At 54.1% G+C, this 21685-nt stretch carries 16 protein-coding genes; 10 read left to right on the top strand and 6 right to left on the bottom strand.

Going from position 1 to position 21685, the window contains the following annotated elements:
• Window positions 1–162: 162 nt before the first annotated feature.
• From D6029_RS07230 to D6029_RS07210, 5 genes are all read left to right on the top strand, one after another.
• The gene (locus D6029_RS07230) at window positions 163–1836 is read left to right on the top strand and encodes a methyl-accepting chemotaxis protein (protein ID WP_120064121.1); all 1674 of its coding nucleotides are present in this window, start codon (window positions 163–165) and stop codon (window positions 1834–1836) included.
• A gap of 173 nt (window positions 1837–2009) precedes the next feature.
• The gene (locus D6029_RS07225) at window positions 2010–4388 is read left to right on the top strand and encodes a DMSO/selenate family reductase complex A subunit (protein WP_120064120.1); all 2379 of its coding nucleotides are present in this window, start codon (window positions 2010–2012) and stop codon (window positions 4386–4388) included.
• Complete coding sequence (locus tag D6029_RS07220; protein ID WP_120064119.1) at window positions 4385–5005, top strand: DMSO/selenate family reductase complex B subunit; 621 nt, start codon at window positions 4385–4387, stop codon at window positions 5003–5005. Before D6029_RS07225 ends, D6029_RS07220 begins: the two co-directional genes overlap by 4 nt.
• Window positions 5006–5007: 2 nt before the next feature.
• Window positions 5008–5826 (top strand): dimethyl sulfoxide reductase anchor subunit family protein, encoded by an 819-nt coding sequence (locus D6029_RS07215; protein ID WP_120064118.1) that lies wholly within the window; start codon window positions 5008–5010, stop codon window positions 5824–5826.
• A gap of 3 nt (window positions 5827–5829) precedes the next feature.
• Window positions 5830–6702, top strand: a complete 873-nt coding sequence (locus D6029_RS07210; protein WP_120064117.1) for a 4Fe-4S binding protein — start codon at window positions 5830–5832, stop codon at window positions 6700–6702.
• Window positions 6703–6739: 37 nt separating this feature from the next.
• Here the strand turns inward: D6029_RS07210 and D6029_RS07205 are convergent, their stop codons facing one another.
• Both D6029_RS07205 and D6029_RS07200 read right to left on the bottom strand, forming a co-directional pair.
• Entirely contained in the window at window positions 6740–8458 is a 1719-nt protein-coding gene (locus tag D6029_RS07205) for an ABC-F family ATP-binding cassette domain-containing protein (RefSeq protein WP_120064116.1), read from the bottom strand.
• Between the two features lie 372 nt (window positions 8459–8830).
• Entirely contained in the window at window positions 8831–9727 is an 897-nt protein-coding gene (locus tag D6029_RS07200) for a LysR family transcriptional regulator (RefSeq protein ID WP_120064115.1), read from the bottom strand.
• A 95-nt stretch (window positions 9728–9822) separates the two neighbouring features.
• Between D6029_RS07200 and D6029_RS07195 the strand changes: the two genes are divergently transcribed.
• On the top strand, window positions 9823–10788 hold the full coding sequence (locus D6029_RS07195) for an NmrA/HSCARG family protein (protein ID WP_120064114.1): 966 nt from the start codon (window positions 9823–9825) through the stop codon (window positions 10786–10788).
• On the opposite strand, the gene D6029_RS07190 is transcribed toward D6029_RS07195, so the two are convergent.
• Window positions 10778–11665, bottom strand: coding sequence for a LysR substrate-binding domain-containing protein (locus D6029_RS07190; RefSeq protein ID WP_120064113.1), 888 nt, complete (start codon window positions 11663–11665; stop codon window positions 10778–10780). The genes D6029_RS07195 and D6029_RS07190 overlap by 11 nt on opposite strands.
• A gap of 100 nt (window positions 11666–11765) precedes the next feature.
• Here D6029_RS07190 and D6029_RS07185 point away from each other — a divergent pair, with 100 nt between their 5' ends.
• Together D6029_RS07185 and D6029_RS07180 are read left to right on the top strand one after the other, a co-directional pair.
• Entirely contained in the window at window positions 11766–12074 is a 309-nt protein-coding gene (locus tag D6029_RS07185) for a carboxymuconolactone decarboxylase family protein (RefSeq protein ID WP_120064200.1), read from the top strand.
• Window positions 12074–12457 (top strand): tautomerase family protein, encoded by a 384-nt coding sequence (locus D6029_RS07180; protein ID WP_120064112.1) that lies wholly within the window; start codon window positions 12074–12076, stop codon window positions 12455–12457. Before D6029_RS07185 ends, D6029_RS07180 begins: the two co-directional genes overlap by 1 nt.
• Before the next feature lie 44 nt (window positions 12458–12501).
• Here the strand turns inward: D6029_RS07180 and D6029_RS07175 are convergent, their stop codons facing one another.
• Genes D6029_RS07175 through D6029_RS07165 form a run of 3 tightly spaced genes read right to left on the bottom strand, consistent with a single transcriptional unit; the run spans window position 12502 to window position 18910 of the window.
• The gene (locus tag D6029_RS07175; protein WP_120064111.1) at window positions 12502–14622 is read right to left on the bottom strand and encodes a virulence factor SrfC family protein; all 2121 of its coding nucleotides are present in this window, start codon (window positions 14620–14622) and stop codon (window positions 12502–12504) included.
• On the bottom strand, window positions 14619–17591 hold the full coding sequence (locus tag D6029_RS07170; RefSeq protein WP_120064110.1) for a virulence factor SrfB: 2973 nt from the start codon (window positions 17589–17591) through the stop codon (window positions 14619–14621). Before D6029_RS07170 ends, D6029_RS07175 begins: the two co-directional genes overlap by 4 nt.
• A 2-nt stretch (window positions 17592–17593) precedes the next feature.
• The gene (locus tag D6029_RS07165; RefSeq protein ID WP_120064109.1) at window positions 17594–18910 is read right to left on the bottom strand and encodes an SrfA family protein; all 1317 of its coding nucleotides are present in this window, start codon (window positions 18908–18910) and stop codon (window positions 17594–17596) included.
• 195 nt (window positions 18911–19105) lie between these two features.
• On the opposite strand from D6029_RS07165, the gene D6029_RS07160 reads away from it, so the two are divergent.
• Together D6029_RS07160 and D6029_RS07155 are read left to right on the top strand one after the other, a co-directional pair.
• Entirely contained in the window at window positions 19106–19819 is a 714-nt protein-coding gene (locus D6029_RS07160; protein WP_120064108.1) for a glutamine amidotransferase, read from the top strand.
• 173 nt (window positions 19820–19992) lie between these two features.
• Entirely contained in the window at window positions 19993–21591 is a 1599-nt protein-coding gene (locus D6029_RS07155; RefSeq protein ID WP_120064199.1) for an ABC transporter substrate-binding protein, read from the top strand.
• The last annotated feature ends 94 nt before the right edge of the window (window positions 21592–21685 follow it).

Raw genomic sequence — 21685 nt, 5'->3', positions numbered from 1 at the left:
GTAAGCCGCACAAAAATCATGGATAACTGTGATCGGGTTAACCTTTCGCCAGTGATTTGTTAACCGCGCCACAAAACGGCAACGTTTCGCTCAACCTTTTGTTTCTCAAGGCCGATGACCTCCTTACAGCAACCTCCCTACATAAAAAGAGAAACCAAGGACATGGCAAAAATAACCGTTCGATTCTGGCATCACATCCGGCTAGTGCCACTTTTCACCTCAATACTTGCGGGGATTTTGATCCTGTTCGCTTTGTGCGTGGGGCTTGCCAGCTTCTTTTTGATTCAGAGCGACAAGGCGCTGCAAGATGTGACTAACGAAATCCAGGTGCGAATCGGCCTTTCCGACAGCTCGGCGAATCTGCGCAGCGCGCGGTTAAATATCATTCACGCCGGGGCGGCAGGGCGCGTGGCGGACATGGACGATATGAAATTTAATATCGCCGAGGCTGACCGCCTGATCAAACAAGCGCAGGCCAGCTTCAACATTTACATGGCTCGAGCCGACAAAGCGGAAGAAGGCGACGTGCTGGATAACGAGTTGCGCACCCGCTTTGAGGATTACCTGAATAAAGGCATGGCGCCGATGATGAAATATGCCAAAAACGGCATGTTTGAGGCGATCATCAACCATGAAAACGAAGAAGCGCGTAAGCTCGATGCGGATTACAGCAGCGTGTTAGTGAAGGCGGCGCAAATCCGCACCGAACGTGCCGAAGCGCTGAAAGAGCAGGCGCAAACTCGCTCGCACCTCAGCGTGATGTTGATGGCGGGTGCCTTTGCGTTAGCGTTATTCCTGACGATTTTCACCTTTGTGGTTTTGCGTCGCGTGGTGATTCAACCGTTGCAACAAGCGGCGACACGCATCGAACACATCGCTCAGGGGGATTTAACCCTGGCACCGCAATCTTTTGGTAATAGCGAAATCGGCAAGCTGAACCAGAACTTGCAGGAGATGCAAAACTCTCTGGTGAACACCGTGGGTGCGGTGCGCATGGGGGCCGAAGCGATTTATCAGGGTACGGGTGAAATCTCGGCGGGCAACACGGATTTGTCTGCCCGAACTGAACAGCAAGTTGCCGCGCTCGAAGAAACCGCCGCCAGCATGGAGCAGCTTACTGCCACCGTGAAACAGAATGCGGATAACGCCCATCACGCCACCAAACTGGCGGAAGAAGCCTCGCATAAAGCCAGCGATGGCGGGCGCATTGTCTCCGGTGTGGTCAGCACCATGAACAATATCTCCGCCAGTTCGAAGAAAATTTCCGAGATCACCGCAGTGATTAACAGCATCGCGTTCCAGACCAATATTCTGGCGCTGAATGCGGCGGTAGAAGCAGCGCGAGCCGGTGAGCAAGGTCGCGGATTCGCGGTCGTGGCAACGGAAGTCCGCACTCTGGCCCAGCGCAGCGCCCAGGCCGCGAAAGAGATCGAAGGGCTTATCAGCGAGTCCGTCTCGCTGATTGATAACGGTTCAAGCCAGGTAGCACATGCGGGCGAAACGATGACCGGCATCGTCGGTGCGGTGCGCCGCGTCACCGATATTATGCAAGAAATTGCCGCCGCATCGGATGAGCAAAGCCGTGGCATTCAACAGGTTGGCATTGCGATAAACGAGATGGATAACGTGACGCAGCAAAATGCTTCGCTGGTTGAAGAAGCCTCGGCGGCAGCAAGTTCTCTGGAAGAGCAGGCCGCGCGCTTGACGGCGGCGGTGGGGATTTTCCGCTTAAATAATCAACCTCATAATGTGACAGTGGCGACTGAAAAACCGAAGAAAACCGCTGTAAAACCTCGCGCAATCATTGACGAAGACGATAACTGGGCGACGTTCTAAATATTATCAGGCGGGTAAATGATGAATGTTTACCCGCCCAATTCTTTATAAATTAACTTCACCATTAATTAGCTACATTCCTAAAAGCTTCCTGTAATCCCCGCCCATTGATTCCACGCATAACGAGAAAGAGTTACCAACCAGATAATGCATTTTCTTTTCGAGTAAATGCGATGACGAATAAAAATAATGACGACGCCTGTTCAGGGATCTCGCGCCGCCATTTTGTTAAGGCCACGAGTGCATTAGCCGCAGTACCTTTTGTCGGCGTTAAATTTGTGAATGCCGTAAATACCACCCGCTCTGCTGCGAATGCTGAGGCTCTCCCTGAACGAATTATTCCCACCTGTAGCACCTTCGACTGTGGCGGAAAATGCGATATCCGCGCCCATGTTCAGCAAGGTGTTGTCACCCGAATTACCACCCAACCCGACGCCGATTTAGACCCGGAAATGCCGATTATGCGCGCCTGCGTGCGTGGACGAGGCTACCGTAAATTCGTCTACCACCCGGATCGTTTGAAATACCCGATGAAGCGCGTCGGCAAACGTGGCGAAGGCAAGTTTGAACGCATTAGCTGGGATGAAGCGACCACGCTGATTGCCGATAATCTCAAGCGTACCGCGCAACAGTACGGGCCAGCGTCACGCTATGTACACGTTGGAACGGCGGTCAGCGGCGGGGCGTTTTCTGGCGACACCATGGTGCGCCGTCTGCTGAATCTCACCGGCGGATACCTCCAGTCTTACCATTCGGTGAGTATGGGAAACACGGCGGCGGCGACGCCTTATACCTACGGAACGCCAGCCAGCGGAAACACGCTGGATACGCTGAGCGATACACCGCTGGTGATTTTGTGGGGCCATAACCCGACGGAAACCATTTTTGGCCATACCAACCATTACTTCCAGCAGATGAAGCAAAACGGCACGCGCTTTATCGTGGTTGACCCGCGTTATTCCGATACCGCTTCTTCGCTGGCTGACCAATGGATCCCGCTGCGCCCGTCTACGGATAACGCGCTGATGGACGCGATGATGTTTGTTATCGTTAGTGAAAATCTGCACGACAAAGATTTTATTGAAAAATACACCCTCGGCTTTGACGAAAGTTCGATGCCGGAAGGGATTCCAGCCAATGAATCGCTGGTTGCATACCTGATGGGCACGAAAGACGGCGTTAAGAAAACCCCGGAATGGGCCGAAGTGATTACCCATGTTCCGGCGCAGACTATTCGCCAACTGGCGCGTGATTACGCCACCACCAAACCTGCGGCGTTGATACAAGGTTGGGGGCCACAAAGGCATAACTGCGGCGAACGTACCGCGCGTGGCTCAACGTTACTCGCCACCATTACCGGCAACGTGGGTAAAAAAGGGGGCTGGGCAGGCGGTTACGGGGGTATCGGCAACCGTAAATTCACCACCGGCCCGGAAATGCCGGACAACCCAATCAAAGAAAAAATCTCGGTGATGAACTGGGTACAGGCGGCTGATGATGCCAGCAAAGTCACGCCAGAAGATGGCCTGACCGATGCGCAGGAGCTGAAAAGTAATATCCGTATGCTGTTTTCCCTCGCCGGGAATTATCTGGCTAACCAAAACCCGGATATTCATCAGGCGATCAAGGTTCTGGAAGATGAATCGAAAATTGAGTTCATCGTTGCCAGCGATTTATATCTCACCCCGAGCGCGAAATATGCGGATCTGCTGCTGCCAGAAACCAGCTTTATGGAACGCTGGAACATTGGCGAAACCTGGGGTACCGCCAATTATCTTATTCTTTCCGAAAAGCTGATCGAGCCTGAATTTGAACGCCGCTCGGATTACGACTGGCTGCGCGAAGTCGCCGCGAAACTGGGCATCGAAAAAGAGTTTAGCCTTGGGCGTGATGAGAAACAGTGGATTGCGCAAATCTGGGAAAATACTCGTAAAGCCATGCCTGACGAGCATTTGCCGACATTCGACGAGCTGCAAGTGACGCGCCGCCATTTATTTAAAGGCAAACCACACATCGCTTTTGCCGACAATATTAGTGACCCGCAAAATAATCCATTCCCAACGCCGTCGGGGAAAATCGAAATATTCTCGCAGCGCTTGTACCAAATGGATCATCCGGAAATTCCGGCCCTGTCTCATTACGTTCCGGCGCATGAAGGCCCGGAAGATAAGCTGGCCGAGAAATATCCGCTGCAATTAATCACCTGGAAAGGTAAAAACCGCGCCAACTCCACGCAGTATGCCAACCCGTGGCTGCAAGAAGTGCAGACGCAGAAACTGTGGATCAACCCGCTGGATGCGCAAAAACGCTCAATTGCGCAGGGCGACAGTGTGCGCATTCATAACGATCGCGGCGTGTCGCAGGTTACCGCTGAAGTCACTCAGCGCATTATGCCCGGCGTGGTCGCCATGCAGGCGGGTGCGTGGTGGCAGCCGGATGCTAACGGTGTCGACCACGGCGGCTGCGCCAATGTGCTCAGTTCCGCGCGTATCACCGCGCTGGCAAAAGGAAACTCCCACCAAACCATGCTCGTGGAGGTTGCAAAAGCATGAGTAAATTTATTGATTACGCCCCTGTCAGCGAGCAGCAGTTGGGTTTCTATATTGATTCATCGCGCTGCTCGGGCTGCAAAGCCTGCCAGGTGGCCTGCAAAGACAAAAACAATCTCGAAGTGGGACGCCGCTTCCGCCGCGTTTACGAAGTGAAAGGCGGCGGTTTCATCGCCACGGGCCAGGGCGGCGTTCACAACAATGTGTATGCCTACACCTTGTCGATTTCCTGCAACCATTGCAAAGATCCGGTTTGTACCGTGAATTGCCCGACAACAGCGATGCACAAACGCCCCAGCGACGGCATCGTGCGCGTCAATACCGACAAATGTATTGGCTGCGGATACTGTGCCTGGTCGTGTCCTTACGGTGCTCCACAGCTCAATGAAGCGACCGGACAGATGTCAAAATGCGATTTTTGCGTCGATTTACTTGCGGCGGGCCAGCAACCGATTTGCGTGGCAACGTGTCCGTTAGGGGCCATTAAATTTGGCCCAATTAGCGAGTTACGCGCGCTTTACGGCGACGTGAGTGATGTACAGGGGCTGCCGGACTCTTCCATTACGCATCCGAATCTGGTCATCAAACCGCACCAGGGTGCAGAAAAAGGAGGTAAATAATCATGACCGAATGGCCACTTATCATCTTCACACTGTTAGTTCAGGGCTCCGTTGGGTTAACGGTTTTCACCGCTATCGCTATGTTTTCGGACAGTAACAAGCAAAAACCGGCTGCGGGTTTATCCGCCATGCTGGTGGCTTTTATTGCCGGAGCACTGGGGCTGATGGCCTCCACCGCGCATTTGGGCTATCCGCTAAATGCCTTCCACGCGCTAACGCATTTCGGTAGCTCATGGTTGAGCCGCGAAATCGTATTCGCCAGTTTGTATCTTGCGGTTTTAGGCCTGGCGACGTTGATTGCGTTAGTCAAAAAACGGGTGATTCCCTTGTTGTTACTGATTGCCGCAGTGCTGGGGCTTATCGACATCTTCTGTATGAGCGCCATTTATGTTCACGCGTCTGTCGTGACATGGATGCATTTCAATACTTATGTGATGTTCTTTGGTTGCGCATTGAGCTTGGGCGCGGTTGCCGCTTTATGGGTGCTGCCTGAGCAGTTAGTGCGAAAAGTCATGGTAATGGCGGTGCTGGTTCTTGTCGGCGCAACGTTAGTGCGTTTGTTGGAGCAGCCGCTTTATATGAGCTACCTGGCAAATGCCGGGATTAGTGACGTCGTGACCTTCCCACATCAACCGTTAGTTGCCTTTAAAGAGCAGAGTGTTTTGCGCCTCACCGCCTGGATCGCTTTGGTAGCGGGCAGTTGCCTGCTGGCTTTGAGTTTACGCTCCGCGCGTATTGCCAAAGGCTTGCTGGCGCTGGGCGGCGGCTTAGTGTTGGTTGCAGAAATCTTGCTGCGCTTCAGCTTCTTTAGCATCAACTAATTGATGAAATTCAATTTACAAAACACACGCTCAATCCTTGTCGGGGTTGGGCGTTCTTGTGTTCATTATCTTGTTGCAAAAAGCGATTGCCAGGCTTGCCTGGCCGTCTGCCCATCGGGTGCGGTCATTCTTGAAAATGGCAGGGTGCAAATTGATACCGATGCCTGCATCGCCTGCGGAGCCTGTTTGTTCGCCTGCCCGACAGCGGCGATTGAAACCCCTGAACCGCCACGGCGTTATTATCGGGACACAAGCCTGGTGATGCCGCTCAGCGTCACACCGCCAACCGTCGACGAACTTCTGATGTGGCACGCCCAGCTCCAGATTCGGGCGGTCGAATTTAATATTGCGCTCTATCCGGATTGGGTTGTGGCCATTGCAGCGCTTAATTTGAGGCTCAAAAAACTCAAGCAACCGCTTTGGGCGATTGTGCCTGCGCAAGAAACCGCCATTGATAAAGGGCGTCGCCATTGGTTACAGCTAAAAAATGGCGAGAATCAAACTGGTAGCGTGACGCCAGGCCGAAGGGCGCGCAGGGCCAGCTTCCCGGAGACAAGTGAGTATCAGGTTATCGTGGATAAATCGCGGTGTTTTCTCTGCGGAGCGTGCGCCAGAATCTGCCCGGAAGCGGCGATTCAAATGGATAGCGAGTCGATGGTTTTAAACTCTACGCGCTGCACAAGCTGTGGTTGTTGTCAGGAGATCTGCCTGCCTGAAGCGTTAAAAATCGTTGAAGAGAAACAGAACTCGCAGACAGTATTGCCCCTGTTTCAAAACCGCTGCAACACCTGCCATCGCTCGTTTTCTTGCTGGTCGAGTGGAGCATCACAATGCCCGATATGCCAGCGCCATGTTTTTGGTATGCGTGAAAGTTAAAACCCGTTACACCGTAACGCGTGTAACGGGTTTTGCCTTACTCCAGTTCTAACCGCATATTAAGCACGGCTATCTCTTCCCGCCAGGCCTGTTGTAATGCCGGTTTTTGATGGCTTTGCTTGCGCGCTAAATCCAGCGCAAGCTTTTCCTCCAGTTCAACCAACCTTTCAAGCCAGGCTTCTGCTTCCGTGTGAATAACCGTTTCGACGACTTCTCTTGATGGCGATATCTCAACGGCATTTTCAGCCGTCAGTTGTGCGTAAAGCCCCTCGAGAGAGTGCCATTCGCTTAGCTCGCCGTGATCAATCAGCCAGAAGCGGTTGCAGCTTTTGGCGATTAACGTCCGGTCATGCGTCACCAGTAACACGCCGCCATCGTAGCTTTGCAGCGTTTCAGCCAGCGCTTCTTTGCCTTCCATATCCAGGTGGTTGGTCGGTTCATCCAGCAACAGCAGCGAATAACGCGCCAGCGTCAGCCCAACAAACAGCAGGCGCGAACGCTCGCCGCCGCTTAACGTGCTGACCGTTTGCCCGTGACGCAACCAGGCAAAACCGGCGCTGATCAACGCCATTTTGCGGTCGCGTTCGGTTAATGCCGCGAACGGCTCCAGCGCTTCAAGCAACGTGTCGCTATCGCGTAACTGGTGCAGCGTCTGGTCGTAATACCCCATATTCACGCGCGGATGCAGGCGAATCGCCTCGCTCAGCGGCTGCTGATAATGCTGCCACAGCAGGCGCAACAGCGACGATTTGCCACAACCGTTACGGCCAATTATTGCCACCCGATCACCACTTTTCAGACGCTGAATATTCAGGCTAAACAGCGGCGGGCAATCAGGCGCAGGGCTGACGGCGAGGTTTTCCATTTCCAGTAATCTGTCAGCCGGTAACGCTTCGCCTTTAAGGATCAGTTGCCACTGATTCAACGCGGCAAGTTCCGTCTGGCTGTCCTTCAATTTGTCGATGCGCTTTTCCATTTGCTTGGCTTTACGGGCGAGATCTTCGTTGTCGTAAACGCGCCCCCAAATGGCGAGGCGTTTGGCGCTGGCGGCAATGCGGTCGATCTCTTTTTGCTCCGCCTGATGACGATGGACGTCGGTTTTGTCGCGCTCAACTAACGCTTCACGCGCCGCAGAGCAGGGCAACTGGAAGAAACTCAACGTGCGGTCGCGCAAAATCCAAGTGCCGTTGGTGACGTTATCCAACAGATGTTGGTCATGAGAAACCAATACAAAGCTGCCGTTCCAGTCGCGTAAAAACTGCTCCAGCCACAGTAACGTCGGCAAATCGAGGTGATTACTCGGTTCATCGAGCAGCAGAAGATCCGGCTCGCTGATCAGTGCTCGCGCCAGCAATAAACGCGTGTGCTGCCCGCCGCTGAGTGTTCCGGCAGTCAGTTGCCACGCCGATTCGTCAAAGCCCATGCTTGCCAGCAATGCTTGCGCGCGCCAGCCGTCAGTATGCTGCTGCGCTTCAGTCAGTCGCGCCATCACCGCTTCAAGCAGCGTCAGAGAGTGTAAATCTTCCGGCAAATGCTGTTCGACACGCGCCATCAGGCAATGATGCGCACGCGTCACGCTGCCGCTATTTGGTGAAATAGTGTCATCGAGCAGTTTCAGAAGGGTACTTTTGCCGCAGCCGTTATGGCCGATTAAGCCCAGCCGGTCGCCTTTTTTCAGCGTAAACGTGATGTCAGCCAGCAGAGGGCCAAAGGGGGTATCAAGGCTAAGGGATTGTGCAGTTAATAAAGTGCTCATTTTGCTTACTCAAGAGTCAGGCGATAAAACGCCTCGTCAATATGACGATAACCCGGTAAGCCCGAGGAATTTCCCTTCATACTTCAAGTTGTTGGTGCGTTGGCTGCGTTCAACTCGAATTATTTTGGGAATGAATAGTCTTCGCTCAAGCCGGATTATCGCAGTGCGATATCGATAACGCTTGAGCAGTGACGATCACCAAAAGTCTGCGAAATAAACAACATTTCACAAAACAGCATGGGATCCTCCTTATATATTCAGTTGGTTAATGGGTGAGTGAATCCTGGCAGAATTCATGGCTCATTGCCAGAGGCTCATTTTTGCTCTGCGGGTATGGCCGTAAAATGGGGGAAATATCCGTTTTAAAGAGCTTCAACCATTCATTTCAACAATCAACTCTCTAATCCAACGGTGCCCGGCGTGGCTGTGGCTGCGTTCGTGCCAGATCAGGCAAATATCGAATTGTTCTGCAAGCCAGGGTAATTCTATAACGGCGAGTTGAGCTGAGTGCGCCTGCAACAAGCGCCGGGGGATAAGCGCCACCAGGTCACTTTTCTGAACAATTTCAGGAATAAACAAAAATGATGCCGCCGACATCACGACGTTGCGTTTATGACCGAATGCTGCCAGCGCATCGTCAATCGGGGTGGTAAAACTGCCGCCGGATGGCGAGACGATTACGTGCTCCAGTTTCACAAACTCTTCTAGCGCCAGATTCGCTTTAAGCTTCGGATGGTCGTGTCGCCCAATCAGCACATAGCTTTCATCGAACAGGTGGCTGGTGCGTAAAGGCGTGCGGGAAGAGTCATGCGAGGCAAAAACCAAATCCACTTCGCCGCTCGCCAGCTGGTGGTCTAACTGGGCCATATCCAGATGCCGGACTGCGATGCGCACCCCCGGCGCTTTTTGGCGCAGGGCCAGCACCAATGGCATCACCACGGCGGCTTGAATGTAATCGGTGCAGGCAATCGTCACCGTCAGGTTCGCACGCTCCGGGTAAAAATCTTTATGTGAGTGCAAGGTGTGGCGTAGTTGTTCCAGCGATTCACGCAGCGGAACCAGTAGCTCAAGCGCTTTGGCGGTAGGCGTCATGCCGCGTCGGGCGGGGATCAGTAGCGGATCGTCAAACATCTCTCGCAGACGATTAAGCTGTGCGCTGACGGCAGGCTGGCTAAGGTAAAGTCGCGCCGCTGCTTTCGTCACATTCTGTTCGACCAGTAGCGCTTCGAGCGTCAGCAGCAGATTCAAATCGAGTTTTTTGGTATCCATCTGGTGGATTCCTTAATATAAAATAATCGATTTCTGTTATCCCTCAGTTGTCCTGATAATTCAAGCCAGGTAAATAAACCATCAGGAAAAAAATCATGTCATCGAATAACAAACCTCTTATCACCGTGGTCGGCGCACTGAGTAAACAAGGTCGCAGCGTGGTGCGTGCTTTGCTGGAAAGCCAGCGTTATGAAGTGCGGGCATTAACCCGTCGCGTAGATTCGCCGGAGGCCCAGGAACTGGCAAGTTTGGGCGCACACCTAATTCAGGTGCCGCTTGAAATCGGTCATAAAACCCAATTCATTGAGGCATTTAAAGGAGCGCACGGCGTATTTATGATGACGCCAGGCATCCCGCCAGAAGCGCCACATGCCCCAACGCATGAAACTGAATTAGGCAAAGAAATTGCCGATGCGGCAGTCGAAGCGGGCGTGCAGCATTTGGTTTTCACGACTCTTGAACACGTAGACAAAATTACCGATGGCAAAAAATGGGTGCCGCACTTCACTGATAAAGCCAGGGTTGAGGAATATATTCGCTCGCTGCCAATAAACAGTTCGTTTATTTCTATGGCGTTCTTTTACACCAATTTGCTGGAGTATTACCCGCCGTATCAGCAGGGCGACTCGTTAATCTTCCCAATCTATTTACCGGAAGATTTCCGCGCTCCTTTTGTTGACCCGCTAACGGCAACCGGCCCGGCAGTGTTGGAGATTTTCGACCATCAGGAAGAATACTCGGGCTGCTGGTTACCGGTTGTGGGGGAAATAATCTCACCAAAAGAAATGGTCGAAACATTCACTCGTGTCACGGGTATTAAAGCGCAATACCGCCCGGCGATGACGCTTGAGGAGTTGCTGCATCATTTCCCGTCCTATTCCGGCATGGAAGGGTTAACGGCGGAAATTGTGGGGATGGCTGAGTACGCATTTGAAAACGGTTACTACCGCGAAGAACGCGATTTGCAGTGGAGCCGTAAGGTCAACCCGAGCGCATTAACTTGGGCACAATTTCTGCACACCACTGGCTGGAAGGGCCAAACTCATGCCTTCAATGCGTAAAGCCAGAAAGCGCCTCCTCGATTAATTGTGCCAGCCGGGTTTGCGCAGTCTGATTGCTGCCAGGCGTTTTCTGCTGTTCAAGTGTGATACCCAGTTTGCCGAGAGGCGGCAGAAGCTGCGTTTCATTGCGCAGGTTTCCAGGCATTCCGATATGCGTGCGCACCGTCACGCCCAGCCCGGCCTGAATAGCCGCCCAAATGCCATTCAGGCTATGGCTGACAAACATCACGCGCCACGGTATTCCTGCTTGATCGAGTGCGGTGGTCGCGCGATTTCTCATCAGACACGTATGTTCAAACATCACCAGCGGCAGCGGTTCACCGCTGGCGAGCAGGGCAGAAATATCGAGATCCGGATGGTGAATCCATTCCAACTGGCACGCGCCCAGCGCCTTGCCGCCGCGTGATGGTGTGTCCGGTTGCCACATCAGCGCCATATCCAGCTGGTGACTATCAAGTGCCGTTTGCAGCGCCAGGTTGCGCTCAACTTTAGCCAGAATCCGTAATCCGGGATGATGACGTTTAAACTGGCCGAGAATCCCCGGCATCAGCGATTCGCCAAAATCCTCCTGCATCCCGATGCGCATTTCCCCGGTGAGCAGTTCACCTTTAACGGCGCGAAGCGCTTCATCGTTTAGCGCAAGCATTCGGCGGGCGTAGCTCATCAGCATTTCACCGTGGTGCGTGAGTTCGAGATGGCGTCCCTGCTTAACCACCAGAGCGGCGTCGCACTGCATCTCCAGTTTCTTCAACTGTGCGCTGACAGCCGAGGTGGAGCGGGACAGTTGCATTGCCGCTTGCGCAAAACTTCCGCACTCAATGCCCGCGACAAAACTGCGCAGCGCGTCGAGATCCAGCGCAGGACTGAGCTTTTCCATAATTGTCCTTATTTTCGGGATGATTGATTTTGAATTATTCGATTTTCAGGATGGAACTATTGCGCCACGATGGACTCACTGTCAACAACGAGTCAGCGCTATGAAGAAAACCCTCGATAAACACTCACTTTCCAACGTTGCCCCTAAACTGGCCGAATTAACTGAAACGGTGCTTTTTGGTGATATCTGGAAACGCACCCAGCTTTCGCCACGCGAGCGTAGCCTGGTCACCGTTGCGTCTTTAGCGGCGCTGGGACGGGTGCAACAATTACCGTGGCATATCAATTTTGCCAGGCAAAACGGGCTTAATAACGACGAACTGACCGAAGTGTTTACCCATTTGGCGTTCTACGCGGGCTGGCCTGCGGCTGTAACAGCGCTTAGCTGTCTGGATGAGGAAAACATCTGATGCCCTTTACCCGTATTACCCTCGGCGAGCATTACAGTGATGAACAGACGGCGGCAATCTCTGAAATCCTTCACCAAAGCCTGACGGATGAGTTCGCGGTTCCGCTTAAAGACAAATTCCAGGTTTTCGAAAGGTTACCCCCCGTGCAGCGAATATTTGATGCGAATTATCAGAGCGGCAGCCGCAGTAAAAATTTTATTCTCTTTCAAATCATCGCCGGAAAAGCGCGTACCGATGAGCAGAAACAGAACTTTTATCGCGTACTGAGCGAGGGATTACACAGGGATCTTTCCGTCGATCCCGATGATGTGATGGTCATTATCCAGTTCAACCATGCAAGCGACTGGAGTTTTAGCAACGGCCTGATGTATTGCCCGATGTGACCAGAAACGGCACCCGCGGCGGGTGCCGTTCGCATGAATTATAATCAGGCCAATAAATCCCTCAGCGCCTTTTTCTGCATATCACTCACATCCAGCGGATGGCGATACCCGATGTTTTCCACCGCGCGGGCGTATAACGCTACCAGCCAGTCGTAGACATAAATGGTGTTGCCGCGAGCGGGTTGTTCGCCCAAACGCACCAGCCGCGTGCTTGCCGTGGCCTGTTTAAGAGGAGCAAATACCGGCGAGCCTTTGTTGACGCGGCTTGCCGGGCGCAGGCTTGGCTCGATATGGGCGTAACCCAACCAGCTGACAAAATCGCCCAATACAGCGCTTACGCAGGTGATCTCCTGCGCCATGCTGCCATCACCGTGGCGCAACGCGGTTTCCAGTTGTTCCGGTAATTTCAGGCGATAACTGGCAACGATCAGCAATTGGCACAACGCCTGGAGTTGGTTGTTATCCATCCCGGAGAGTTGGGCGATTTCACGGCGTGTCGCGAGTTGGCGCAGATGGTTTATCCACAGCAGATGCACCACGCTGGCAAAGTTACTCGGTGCGTGATCTGGCGTATCGGTGCCTTCATCGTCAGCGAACAAGTCGATATCAAGCCGGAAATCAGCAGGCTGCTGCTGGCGAGTTTGTTGGTGGCTCAACCAGCATTGTTGCAGCGCATGGCGCTCTGGCAGCAGGCTGGCGAGCAGTTCGCCGTGTTGCGCCGCATTGGCTTGCAGGGCGCGCACCAGTTCTTCAGCCTGCGAACGAGCACGTTCTGGCGTGAGTTTTTCAGCGTCGATAATATGCGAGAAAAGGGCACGGATTTCGTCATTAAGCGCGACTTGCAACATCTCAATGCGCAAAGCGCGCTGCGCCGGAACCACCGCATCCGCCAGCCATTCCAGCAAACGGTGCATGTTGCGACTGTCCAGCGCTTGCAATGTTCCCCAGCGTTTACCGGGCAGGCCGATAATGCGCTGCACGCCGTTATCCAGATTAGCCCCGCTGAACCGCGCATCGTCTGGCGTTATCGCCCAAATCAGGCCCGGCGTGGTGGCGTTGCTGGCCTGGGTTTTATCCACCCAACGCGCCAGCATTTTACCCGCCGCATTCACTTCGCTGCGTTCGGCAGCGGCATTGCACACCACTAATTTGTCGGGCTGCAAAAACGGAGCGTAATCATCAAGTTGGGCCGTAGGAATATCCACAACATCGATCTGAGCCAGTTTCGGCGGATGGTTAAGCGAGAGCGCAATTTCAGCGCACAGTTGCTGCAAATCACGCTGCGCAAGGCTGATCTGCGTGCCGATTTCATGATTGAAAAGCGGGCAAACCATCACATCCGCGTCCATTTCCGGTTCATCCGGCGTGCCGGGGATCAGGAAACCTTCAACCGGCAATAAGAACGTGTCGACCAGCAGGCTGGCTGGAGCCAAAACCTGCTGCGCATTGCCCAGGTGATTCAGCGTTTCGGCCAGGTGTTGCCATTGTGCGGTGATCGCCGCGTTATCACCCCAAAGCGGCGCCAGTAATGCGGCTTGATCCGCACAATTCAGCCACGGCAGCAGTTCTGCGATTTGCTGCCACAGTGCGTTTTCCAGATGATGCTGGCGGCGCACCATTTGTTGGTAAGTTTGTGCGATTTCAGCGAGTTGTTGCTGCGTCAGCCCAGATGTGGCTTGCGCCTGGCGGCGAACCTGAAGCTCTTTTAATCGCGCGGCAATCACGTCGTGACGGGCAAATCGCGCAGCCGGTTCGGCGTGATACTGGCGAATCAAACGCTGAGCCAAAGTGCTGCTGGTGCCAAGCGTAATCAATAACGGATAGTGTTCCGCAACGGGCAACTCACGGCGCGTAAAGCGCACGGCAACGTTCGGCGCATGGCCGGGGTTAATGTGCGTCAGGTAATCCAGCACTTTGCCGCCGAGGGAAATCTCAATGCGCTTGACGTTATCGCCCAGCAGCATCATCAGCAGGTGATGCTTGCCGGAAACCGAGTGGCCGTATAAACCAATGGTTAGCGGTTGCTCCGCCTGCAAGTCAATGTGTTGCTGGCGATTGTGAAGCACTGCCAGTCTTTGCAGCAGGCCATCCGCTTCGTTTTCCACCAGCGGTACGGACAGGCGAGTTTGTTGAACCCAGTCGATTAAAGAGGTTATCGGCTTCATTTTTGGTACACGCTCCCGCTGTCAATCCAGTAATGGCTGGCTCCGCTGTAGCTTCCTGCCAGGGTATTCAATTTAAAACTCAACTGGTTGAGCGGCACTTTACTGCCGTCCTGCAACCAGGCTTCCGCCAGCACGAACGCGTCGGCTTCACGGGTTTGTTGCAGGCGCACGTTGAGCACGCCTTCTCCGGCAATCGTTTTTGCCAGTTCCGGCGAATTTATTGCCAGTGTGTAGAGCGGCGTAGCAGGCCAGCGGGCGTCATCAAGCTGGCGGAAGCCGAGGCAGGCATTGCCGCGCAACGGGAAATGCAGGCGCGTGTCGAGCGTCGATTTGGGATCGTCGAGATCCACATCCCGATACCAGACGTTTTCATCCACCAGCGTGTTATTGCCGTCGAGCATCCCGAGATAACGCACGGTGGAATAAGCCTGAATATCTGACGCTTTGAAGTTAAAGCCCGGCAGGCGCAAATCCATCGCCAGGCTGCATAACATCGCGCCGACGGCGGCAGTCGATTTCGGATTGCCGATGCGCCCCTGTTGGCTAAACGGATACCATTCATGAGTCTGATAGTTATCGAGCCAGACGATGCGATTCACCGGCACCGGTTGTTGGTAGCGCAATAATGCCTGCACCCCAGGCAAACAGGCCGGGCGGCCCGTCACTAATAAAACATCGCAGCAATAATGGCTGATCACTTCGCACAGCGCTTGCAGCGGGGCGGTCAGGGTGAATTGCCCGGCGAGCAGCGCCTCTTGCAACGCTGATAATTCAACTTGCAGCGGCACGCTAAACAGATCAAACGCGGGCGCATCCGCAGGCAGCGAGTGTTGCACCGCTTGCTGAACGTAATTAATCACGTTATCGGTCGGGCGGCTTGTGAGCAGCTCGCCAAATGTGGCGTCGAGTGTGGCGTGCTTATCGTCCGGGTCACTGTTTTCCCAATAAGAAAGCACCGCGTGGCCGAGAGGGATAAACAGTTGCAGCGCGGTTTGCTGTCGCAGCGTGCCGCGCGTGTCCATACGCCCGGACTCGCCAAACAGCGTCGTCATCAAACCGGCGGTATCAACGACTCCCGCCTGGTGAATTTGCGCCTGCAACGCGGGTAACACGCAGCGCTGAATCACATCCAGCAAAATGTCGTCGCCCGCCACTTTGAAACCTTCGCGGAACAGCAAACGCGGGGCGATTTTCACGTTGCTCCCCACGCCGCTATCAAGCTGATATTGCGTGATCGCCATGTCGGTGGTGCCGCCGCCGATATCAATCGACGCCACGCGCAGGGTTTTGCCCGGCAATTCGTCGGCGGCTAACTGGCGATCCGGGCGGGCGAGGCTGCGGAAGAAATTCCCCGTTTGCCCGGCATAGTTCACCAGCGCTTCGTTATACAGCCACACCAGTTGGCCGCAGGTCGCTTCGTCCCATTCCATTTGCACGTCCGGCACCGGAACCACGCTTTTCTGGAAATCGCGCTCGGTGATGAAACCGTCGTCCGTCGGGTGCCATTCCATCGCTTTCCACACCAGCCCTACCGCTTCCTGCATACGCTGGCGGAAGATTTCACGCTCCTGTTTTGGCATCGCCGAAGGCAGCGTGAGGATCAAATGGCGTAACTGGCGCGGCGCATTCAGGTGCCCCATGCTCTGGCGCGAACCGACGCTGTTGATTTGCATCAGCGCCTGAGCGAGTAATTCGCAGAGCATCAACGTCATTAATGAACTGCGGCTGTATTGGGGCGAAAACACCGGTAAACGTTCGTCTATCGGCAATGAATAGAGCGGTTGGCCGTCGTCATTCATCAGGTTCATCAATGGAAATGCGGTTGCCAACGGTTCGCGCTGAGTTTTCACGCCCATCTGGCTAAAGCGCCAGTCCTGGCTTGCCGGGGTTTCGTCCCACAGATAACGGCGCGGGCTGGAAATGCCGCTTGCGCCGTCAGTGCCTAAACGGGCGGTCGCCATGCTACGCGCTTCGTCGCCCACGCGGGCAATCGACGGCCAGACAAACGCATCATCGCGGCCACTTTCTACCGAGAAATGTTGTTTGCCGAATTTAGCTTCTGAGAACTCGAGGCGGCTGGTGAACATCGCTTCGTTGATGAGTTGCGGTTCGCTGAGCGAGCGGATTTCCAGCTCGGCGGTCTGGCGCAGGCCGTCGTTGGCTTCACCGTGATCTTCAATCAACACGCCGCAGGTATGCGTGTTGCCGACGTCCAGCACCAGATCGACCGGGATCGCCGGAGCTTGCAGCGTGGCGGTGACGATTTTCACTTCTGGCACCGCAAGCTGGGCACCGAGCATCTCGATAATATTGAGATAGTGCGCCTGATATTCGAACGTTTTCAGCGCATTGCTGATTTCGCGCTCGGTGCGCGATTCATGGCGTGTGGCAAACTGGGTGAACACTTCACGCAGCCAGCCATCGACCCAGGTTTGATCAATAAAATCGTTAATCTCTTCGTTATGCCAGGCCAGAGCAAAACGTGCGCCGTTGCGCACATCGTTGAGCGTCGGGGCCAGATGCGCCGCCGGGTTGTCATCGGCGAGGATTTTGGTGTCCAGCGCGAGAGTGATTCGTACGGTGTTGCCCGCAGCGTCCGGCGTTTCCAGGCAACGAATCTGCACCCGCGCCCAGTTGTCCGGCCCGCCAACAAAAGTGCGCGGCGGGTTAAAGCGCAGGAACGGCAGCGGCAACCAGGTTTTATCGAGCAGTTTCAGCGAATGACCCAGCGTAATCGTGCATTCGGGTTTCACCACTTCAGGAGCGGAACCCGTCGTGCCGGGCAGGGTAAATTTGCCTGGAATCACATCGTAATCAAGGCGCAGCAATGGGCCGTTTGCCGTTTTACGCACAAAGCGCCCGGTATGCGGGGCGTTTGGCTGCGGGGCGAGGCCGAAATCCAGGAACTGAATGCCGCTGTCTTTAATGAGCGTCACGCTCGGCTTATAAGGATACAACGTGGCAAACATGGTTAATCACTCACTTTTTTAAATGTCACAGGCACCACGGTGTCGCCTTCGTATTTGCCACTGCATTCGGCAACATCGTTCTCGCCTGGCTTGCAGGAAATCTCCGGCAGCGGATAACGCGAACCATCGCTACAACGCGCATTGCCACGGGTTTTGATCATCAACGTGCCGGATTGCATCAACCCGGAAAACACTTCCGCTTTGCAGACAATATTGTCGCCATGCACCAGCCGCACGTTGCCTTTGTTATTGGCAATCTGGTAACGCAGCGTGGGCGGTTTGCCGGTGATGGCATCTTTGACGTTAATGGCGACGCGCCAGTTGCCGTTGAGGAATTTTGTCGAGCCGATTTTTAGGGCATCAGCCGGTAAAACCAATGTGCCTTTTGGCACATCGACAGGCGCGGGTGTGGCGACGACCGGTTCGGGTTCTGGCGCAGGCGGTTCAATTACCGCGGCCTGAGCGACCGGCAGCGTGGAAACATGCGCAACGGGTTCAGTCTTTATTTCCGCCGAGGCGATTGGCTGTGGTTTCACTTCAACTTGTGCCAGGGGTTCAGCGTGGGGCGCTGACACCAGGTAATAAGAGAGCGGGGCAGCGATACAGGCAACGATGGCAGCGGCAACGGGTAAAATCCAGCGCTTCGGTTTTTTCGTCGCAGCCACCTCTGGCGCGGTTTCACGAAGCGGAGTGGGCACCAGCGGTTCGTCAATTTGCGGTGATGCAGGAACCGGTGCCGCCATGGAATAGAGCGGCGCATCTGGCTCGCTGATGATGACGGCAGGCGGAGCGGCGGCTGGCGGTTCAGGAAGAAACTCAATCACCGGTTCGTGTTCTTCGGTGATGCGCAGGCAATCCAGCGGGTCAGGGCGCGCGCTGCTGTTGAGGCTGACAAATCCCCAAAACGTCAGCACCGGTTTGCCGTCCACCAGATAAACGTGCTGGTTGCCGGGAAATTGCAAAGCGTTTGCCAACAAAGAAGCAAAGAGCTGAATGGCCGTTTTTTCTGACTGCTCGCAGCGCTGAATCAATGAGGCGACGTTGGCCTGGCAATTATCGAGATAGCGCAGCGCTTTTTTGCGTTGTTCATCGCTGGCTGCCGCCCAACTCAGCACCGAACCTTCGTGTGGCGCGTACCAGTCAACCCGGTCGCCATCATCGTTCGGCTGAGGAACCGCGAGGGAATCGACCTCCGCCTGCTGTTTGCGTAAGCGCAAAGTTTCGCGAATTTGTAATGCTGAGTCGAATACGGTTTGCCCGTTTTCACCTAACGAAAGGAAGTCATCTAAGCATCCGCTGCGCAATAATGTTTTTGCCACGTCATCAATCCTGCTGTTTTCAGCTCCGCATGAGCCATTTTCACACTTTCCATTTTACGGATTTCCGGCTCAGGCAAACGGCGGAGGAAGCGACACTTTTTTCTAATTATCGGGCGATTGCACTTAAGTCATTGGGGCGTTCGCGAGTTTTGTGCTACTGATTATTCTTCTCTATTTTTCAGGGGCGAATAATCAATGTCAGAAAAATTGCCGTTATTGCTGGTTCAAATGGGCCATCCACCCATGGATATTCGCAAAGCCGTAGGCGAGCAACCGCAGTGGTTTCATGCCGCTTTGGGCGATGTTGGGCCGGTAAAAGTGGTCTGCCCGTTTGAGGGCGAGCCGTTGCCCGCCGCCGGAACGTTTAGCGGCGCGGTGATTTCCGGGTCATGGGCGATGGTGACGGATCGTGAAGAGTGGAGCGAGCGCACCGCCGACTGGTTGCGTGAGATTATTCCAGCGGCCGTGCCGGTTTTAGGTGTCTGTTACGGTCATCAGTTAATGGCTTACGCGCTTGGCGGCAAAGTGGATTACCATCCGCAGGGCAGCGAAGTGGGGCAAATTGCCGTCACACTGAATGATTCAGCCCAGCACGATCCGCTGCTTAGCGGCCTGCCAAATTCGTTCGACACCTTCTTAAGCCACGAACAAAGCGTACTGGAGTTGCCAAAAGGCGCAACAGTATTAGGCGCATCCAGCCACGATCCGCACCAGATCGTGCGCTACTCACCCACCGCGTTTTCAGTGCAATTTCACCCGGAATTTAGCGCCCCAGTAATGAATAAAATCATCACCAGCCGCAGCGAAAGAGTGGCGATGAAAGGCAAAGACCGCGATGCGTTACTGGCAAAAGTGAGTGACACGCCAGATTCACGGGCGATCTTGCAGCGGTTTGTTGCGTTATTGTAAAACCAATAGTCGAGATTATGTGCTGACGATGGCGTTAATCTGCTCAAATCTCGCTGTTATTGAATAACCTGAGAGCCTTTTGTTATTTGTCAGAAGGGTTCAGCTATGGTGTGATTAACCCGCAAAAAAATAACGTCACGATCCATTTTGGCAAGCAAACAAAAGGCAAAAATATGTCGACAGGGAAAACACTTCTCGCGCTGCTGCTCACGAGTTTATTACCCGCAACGGCTGCATTCGCTGCCGCGAATAACACGCTGGTTTACTGCTCCGAAGCCTCTCCAGAATCCTTCAACCCGCAAATTGCCAGCTCCGGTCCGACCTTTGTCGCCAGCTCGCAAACCCTCTATAACCGCCTGGTGGAATTTCGCCCAAGCGATAATTTGCCGGTGCCGTCGTTGGCGACCGAGTGGAAAATCAGCCCGGATGGCAAAACCTACACCTTCACGTTGCGCAAGGGCGTGAAATTTAACAGCAATAAAGAGTTCAAACCGACGCGCGATTTCAACGCCGACGATGTGGTTTTCTCGGTCATGCGCCAGAAAGACCCGAAACACCCGTACCACAATGTGTCGCAGGCGAATTACGAATACTTCCATGATGTCGGGTTGGACAAGCTGATTACCGAGGTTAAAAAGCTCGATGATAACCACGTCCAGTTCACGCTAAGCGAGCCGAATGCGGCATTCCTCGCAGACTGGGGCATGGACTTTGCCTCGATTCTTTCGGCGGAATACGCCGATGCGATGCTAAAAGCCGGTACACCAGAAAAAGTAGATACCGCGCCAATCGGCACCGGGCCGTATGCCTTGCAGGAGTACAAAGTGGATTCGCTGATTCGCTACGTGGCGAACCCGAATTACTGGAATGGCGAAGTGCCGACCAAACACCTGATATTCTCCATCACGCCAAATGTGCAAACCCGTATGGCGAAATTGCAGAAGAACGAATGCCAGATTATTCCGGCACCTGCACCGGTACAGTTTGAGGCGATCAAAGCGAATAAAGATCTCCAGTTGCATACCGTTGATGGCTTAAACGTTGGATATCTGGCATTTAACACCACCAAAAAACCGTTCGATAATGTGCTGGTGCGCCAGGCGCTGAACTACGCGGTGGATAAACAAGCCATCATTAATGCGGTGTTTATGGGCTCGGGCACGGTGGCAAAATCACCGATTCCGCCAACCATGATGGGCTTTGATAAAAACCTGAAAGATCGCAGCTACGATCCTGAAAAAGCCAAAGCGCTGCTCAAACAGGCCGGGCTTGAGAAGGGCTTCGATACCGATTTGTGGTCAATGCCAGTTCAGCGTCCGTATAACCCGAACTCCCGCCGTGTTGCCGAGATGATTCAGGCGGACTGGGCGAAAGTGGGCGTGAACGCGAAGATTGTCACCTTCGAGTGGGGCGAATATCTTTCTGGTATGCGTAAAGGCGAACATTCCTCCGCGCTGTTTGGCTGGATGAGTGACAACGGCGACCCGGATAACTTCGCCGATACATTGCTCGGTTGCGGCAGCATCGAAAGCGGTTCCAACGCCGCCCGCTGGTGCGATAAGCAATATGATGCGCTGACGCAGAAAGCGAAGTTGACCAGTGACCCGGCAGTTCGCGCCAAACTCTACGAGCAGGCGCAAGAAGTGTTCTACGAACAGGCTCCGTGGATTGCACTTGCCAATGGCAAAACCTTCTACGCCACGCGCAGCAACGTGACGGGTTACAGCGTTAGCCTGAACGGCAGCGATTTCTCGAAAGCGAAATTGAACTGATAGTCCTTTTTGTAGGTCGGAAAAGCGCAGCGTCCTCCGACAATATGGGCATCAATGGTGGATGACGCCTGCGGCTTATCCCCCCTTGTATTAT

This window comes from Buttiauxella izardii (genome assembly GCF_003601925.1).
In the GTDB taxonomy this organism is placed as follows: Bacteria; Pseudomonadota; Gammaproteobacteria; order Enterobacterales; family Enterobacteriaceae; genus Buttiauxella; species Buttiauxella izardii.
The sequence above is the reverse complement of the archived record's forward strand: the minus strand, read 5'-3'. Positions and strand labels throughout refer to the sequence as shown.

Excerpts from the sequence above, each read along its gene's own strand:
- D6029_RS07230 (WP_120064121.1), top strand. The coding sequence starts at position 163 with ATGGCAAAAATAACCGTTCGATTCTGGCATCACATCCGGCTAGTGCCA.
- D6029_RS07225 (WP_120064120.1), top strand. The coding sequence starts at position 2,010 with ATGACGAATAAAAATAATGACGACGCCTGTTCAGGGATCTCGCGCCGC.
- D6029_RS07220 (WP_120064119.1), top strand. The coding sequence starts at position 4,385 with ATGAGTAAATTTATTGATTACGCCCCTGTCAGCGAGCAGCAGTTGGGT.
- D6029_RS07215 (WP_120064118.1), top strand. The coding sequence starts at position 5,008 with ATGACCGAATGGCCACTTATCATCTTCACACTGTTAGTTCAGGGCTCC.
- D6029_RS07210 (WP_120064117.1), top strand. The coding sequence starts at position 5,830 with ATGAAATTCAATTTACAAAACACACGCTCAATCCTTGTCGGGGTTGGG.
- D6029_RS07205 (WP_120064116.1), bottom strand. The coding sequence starts at position 8,458 with ATGAGCACTTTATTAACTGCACAATCCCTTAGCCTTGATACCCCCTTT.
- D6029_RS07200 (WP_120064115.1), bottom strand. The coding sequence starts at position 9,727 with ATGGATACCAAAAAACTCGATTTGAATCTGCTGCTGACGCTCGAAGCG.
- D6029_RS07195 (WP_120064114.1), top strand. The coding sequence starts at position 9,823 with ATGTCATCGAATAACAAACCTCTTATCACCGTGGTCGGCGCACTGAGT.
- D6029_RS07190 (WP_120064113.1), bottom strand. The coding sequence starts at position 11,665 with ATGGAAAAGCTCAGTCCTGCGCTGGATCTCGACGCGCTGCGCAGTTTT.
- D6029_RS07185 (WP_120064200.1), top strand. The coding sequence starts at position 11,766 with ATGAAGAAAACCCTCGATAAACACTCACTTTCCAACGTTGCCCCTAAA.
- D6029_RS07180 (WP_120064112.1), top strand. The coding sequence starts at position 12,074 with ATGCCCTTTACCCGTATTACCCTCGGCGAGCATTACAGTGATGAACAG.
- D6029_RS07175 (WP_120064111.1), bottom strand. The coding sequence starts at position 14,622 with ATGAAGCCGATAACCTCTTTAATCGACTGGGTTCAACAAACTCGCCTG.
- D6029_RS07170 (WP_120064110.1), bottom strand. The coding sequence starts at position 17,591 with ATGTTTGCCACGTTGTATCCTTATAAGCCGAGCGTGACGCTCATTAAA.
- D6029_RS07160 (WP_120064108.1), top strand. The coding sequence starts at position 19,106 with ATGTCAGAAAAATTGCCGTTATTGCTGGTTCAAATGGGCCATCCACCC.
- D6029_RS07155 (WP_120064199.1), top strand. The coding sequence starts at position 19,993 with ATGTCGACAGGGAAAACACTTCTCGCGCTGCTGCTCACGAGTTTATTA.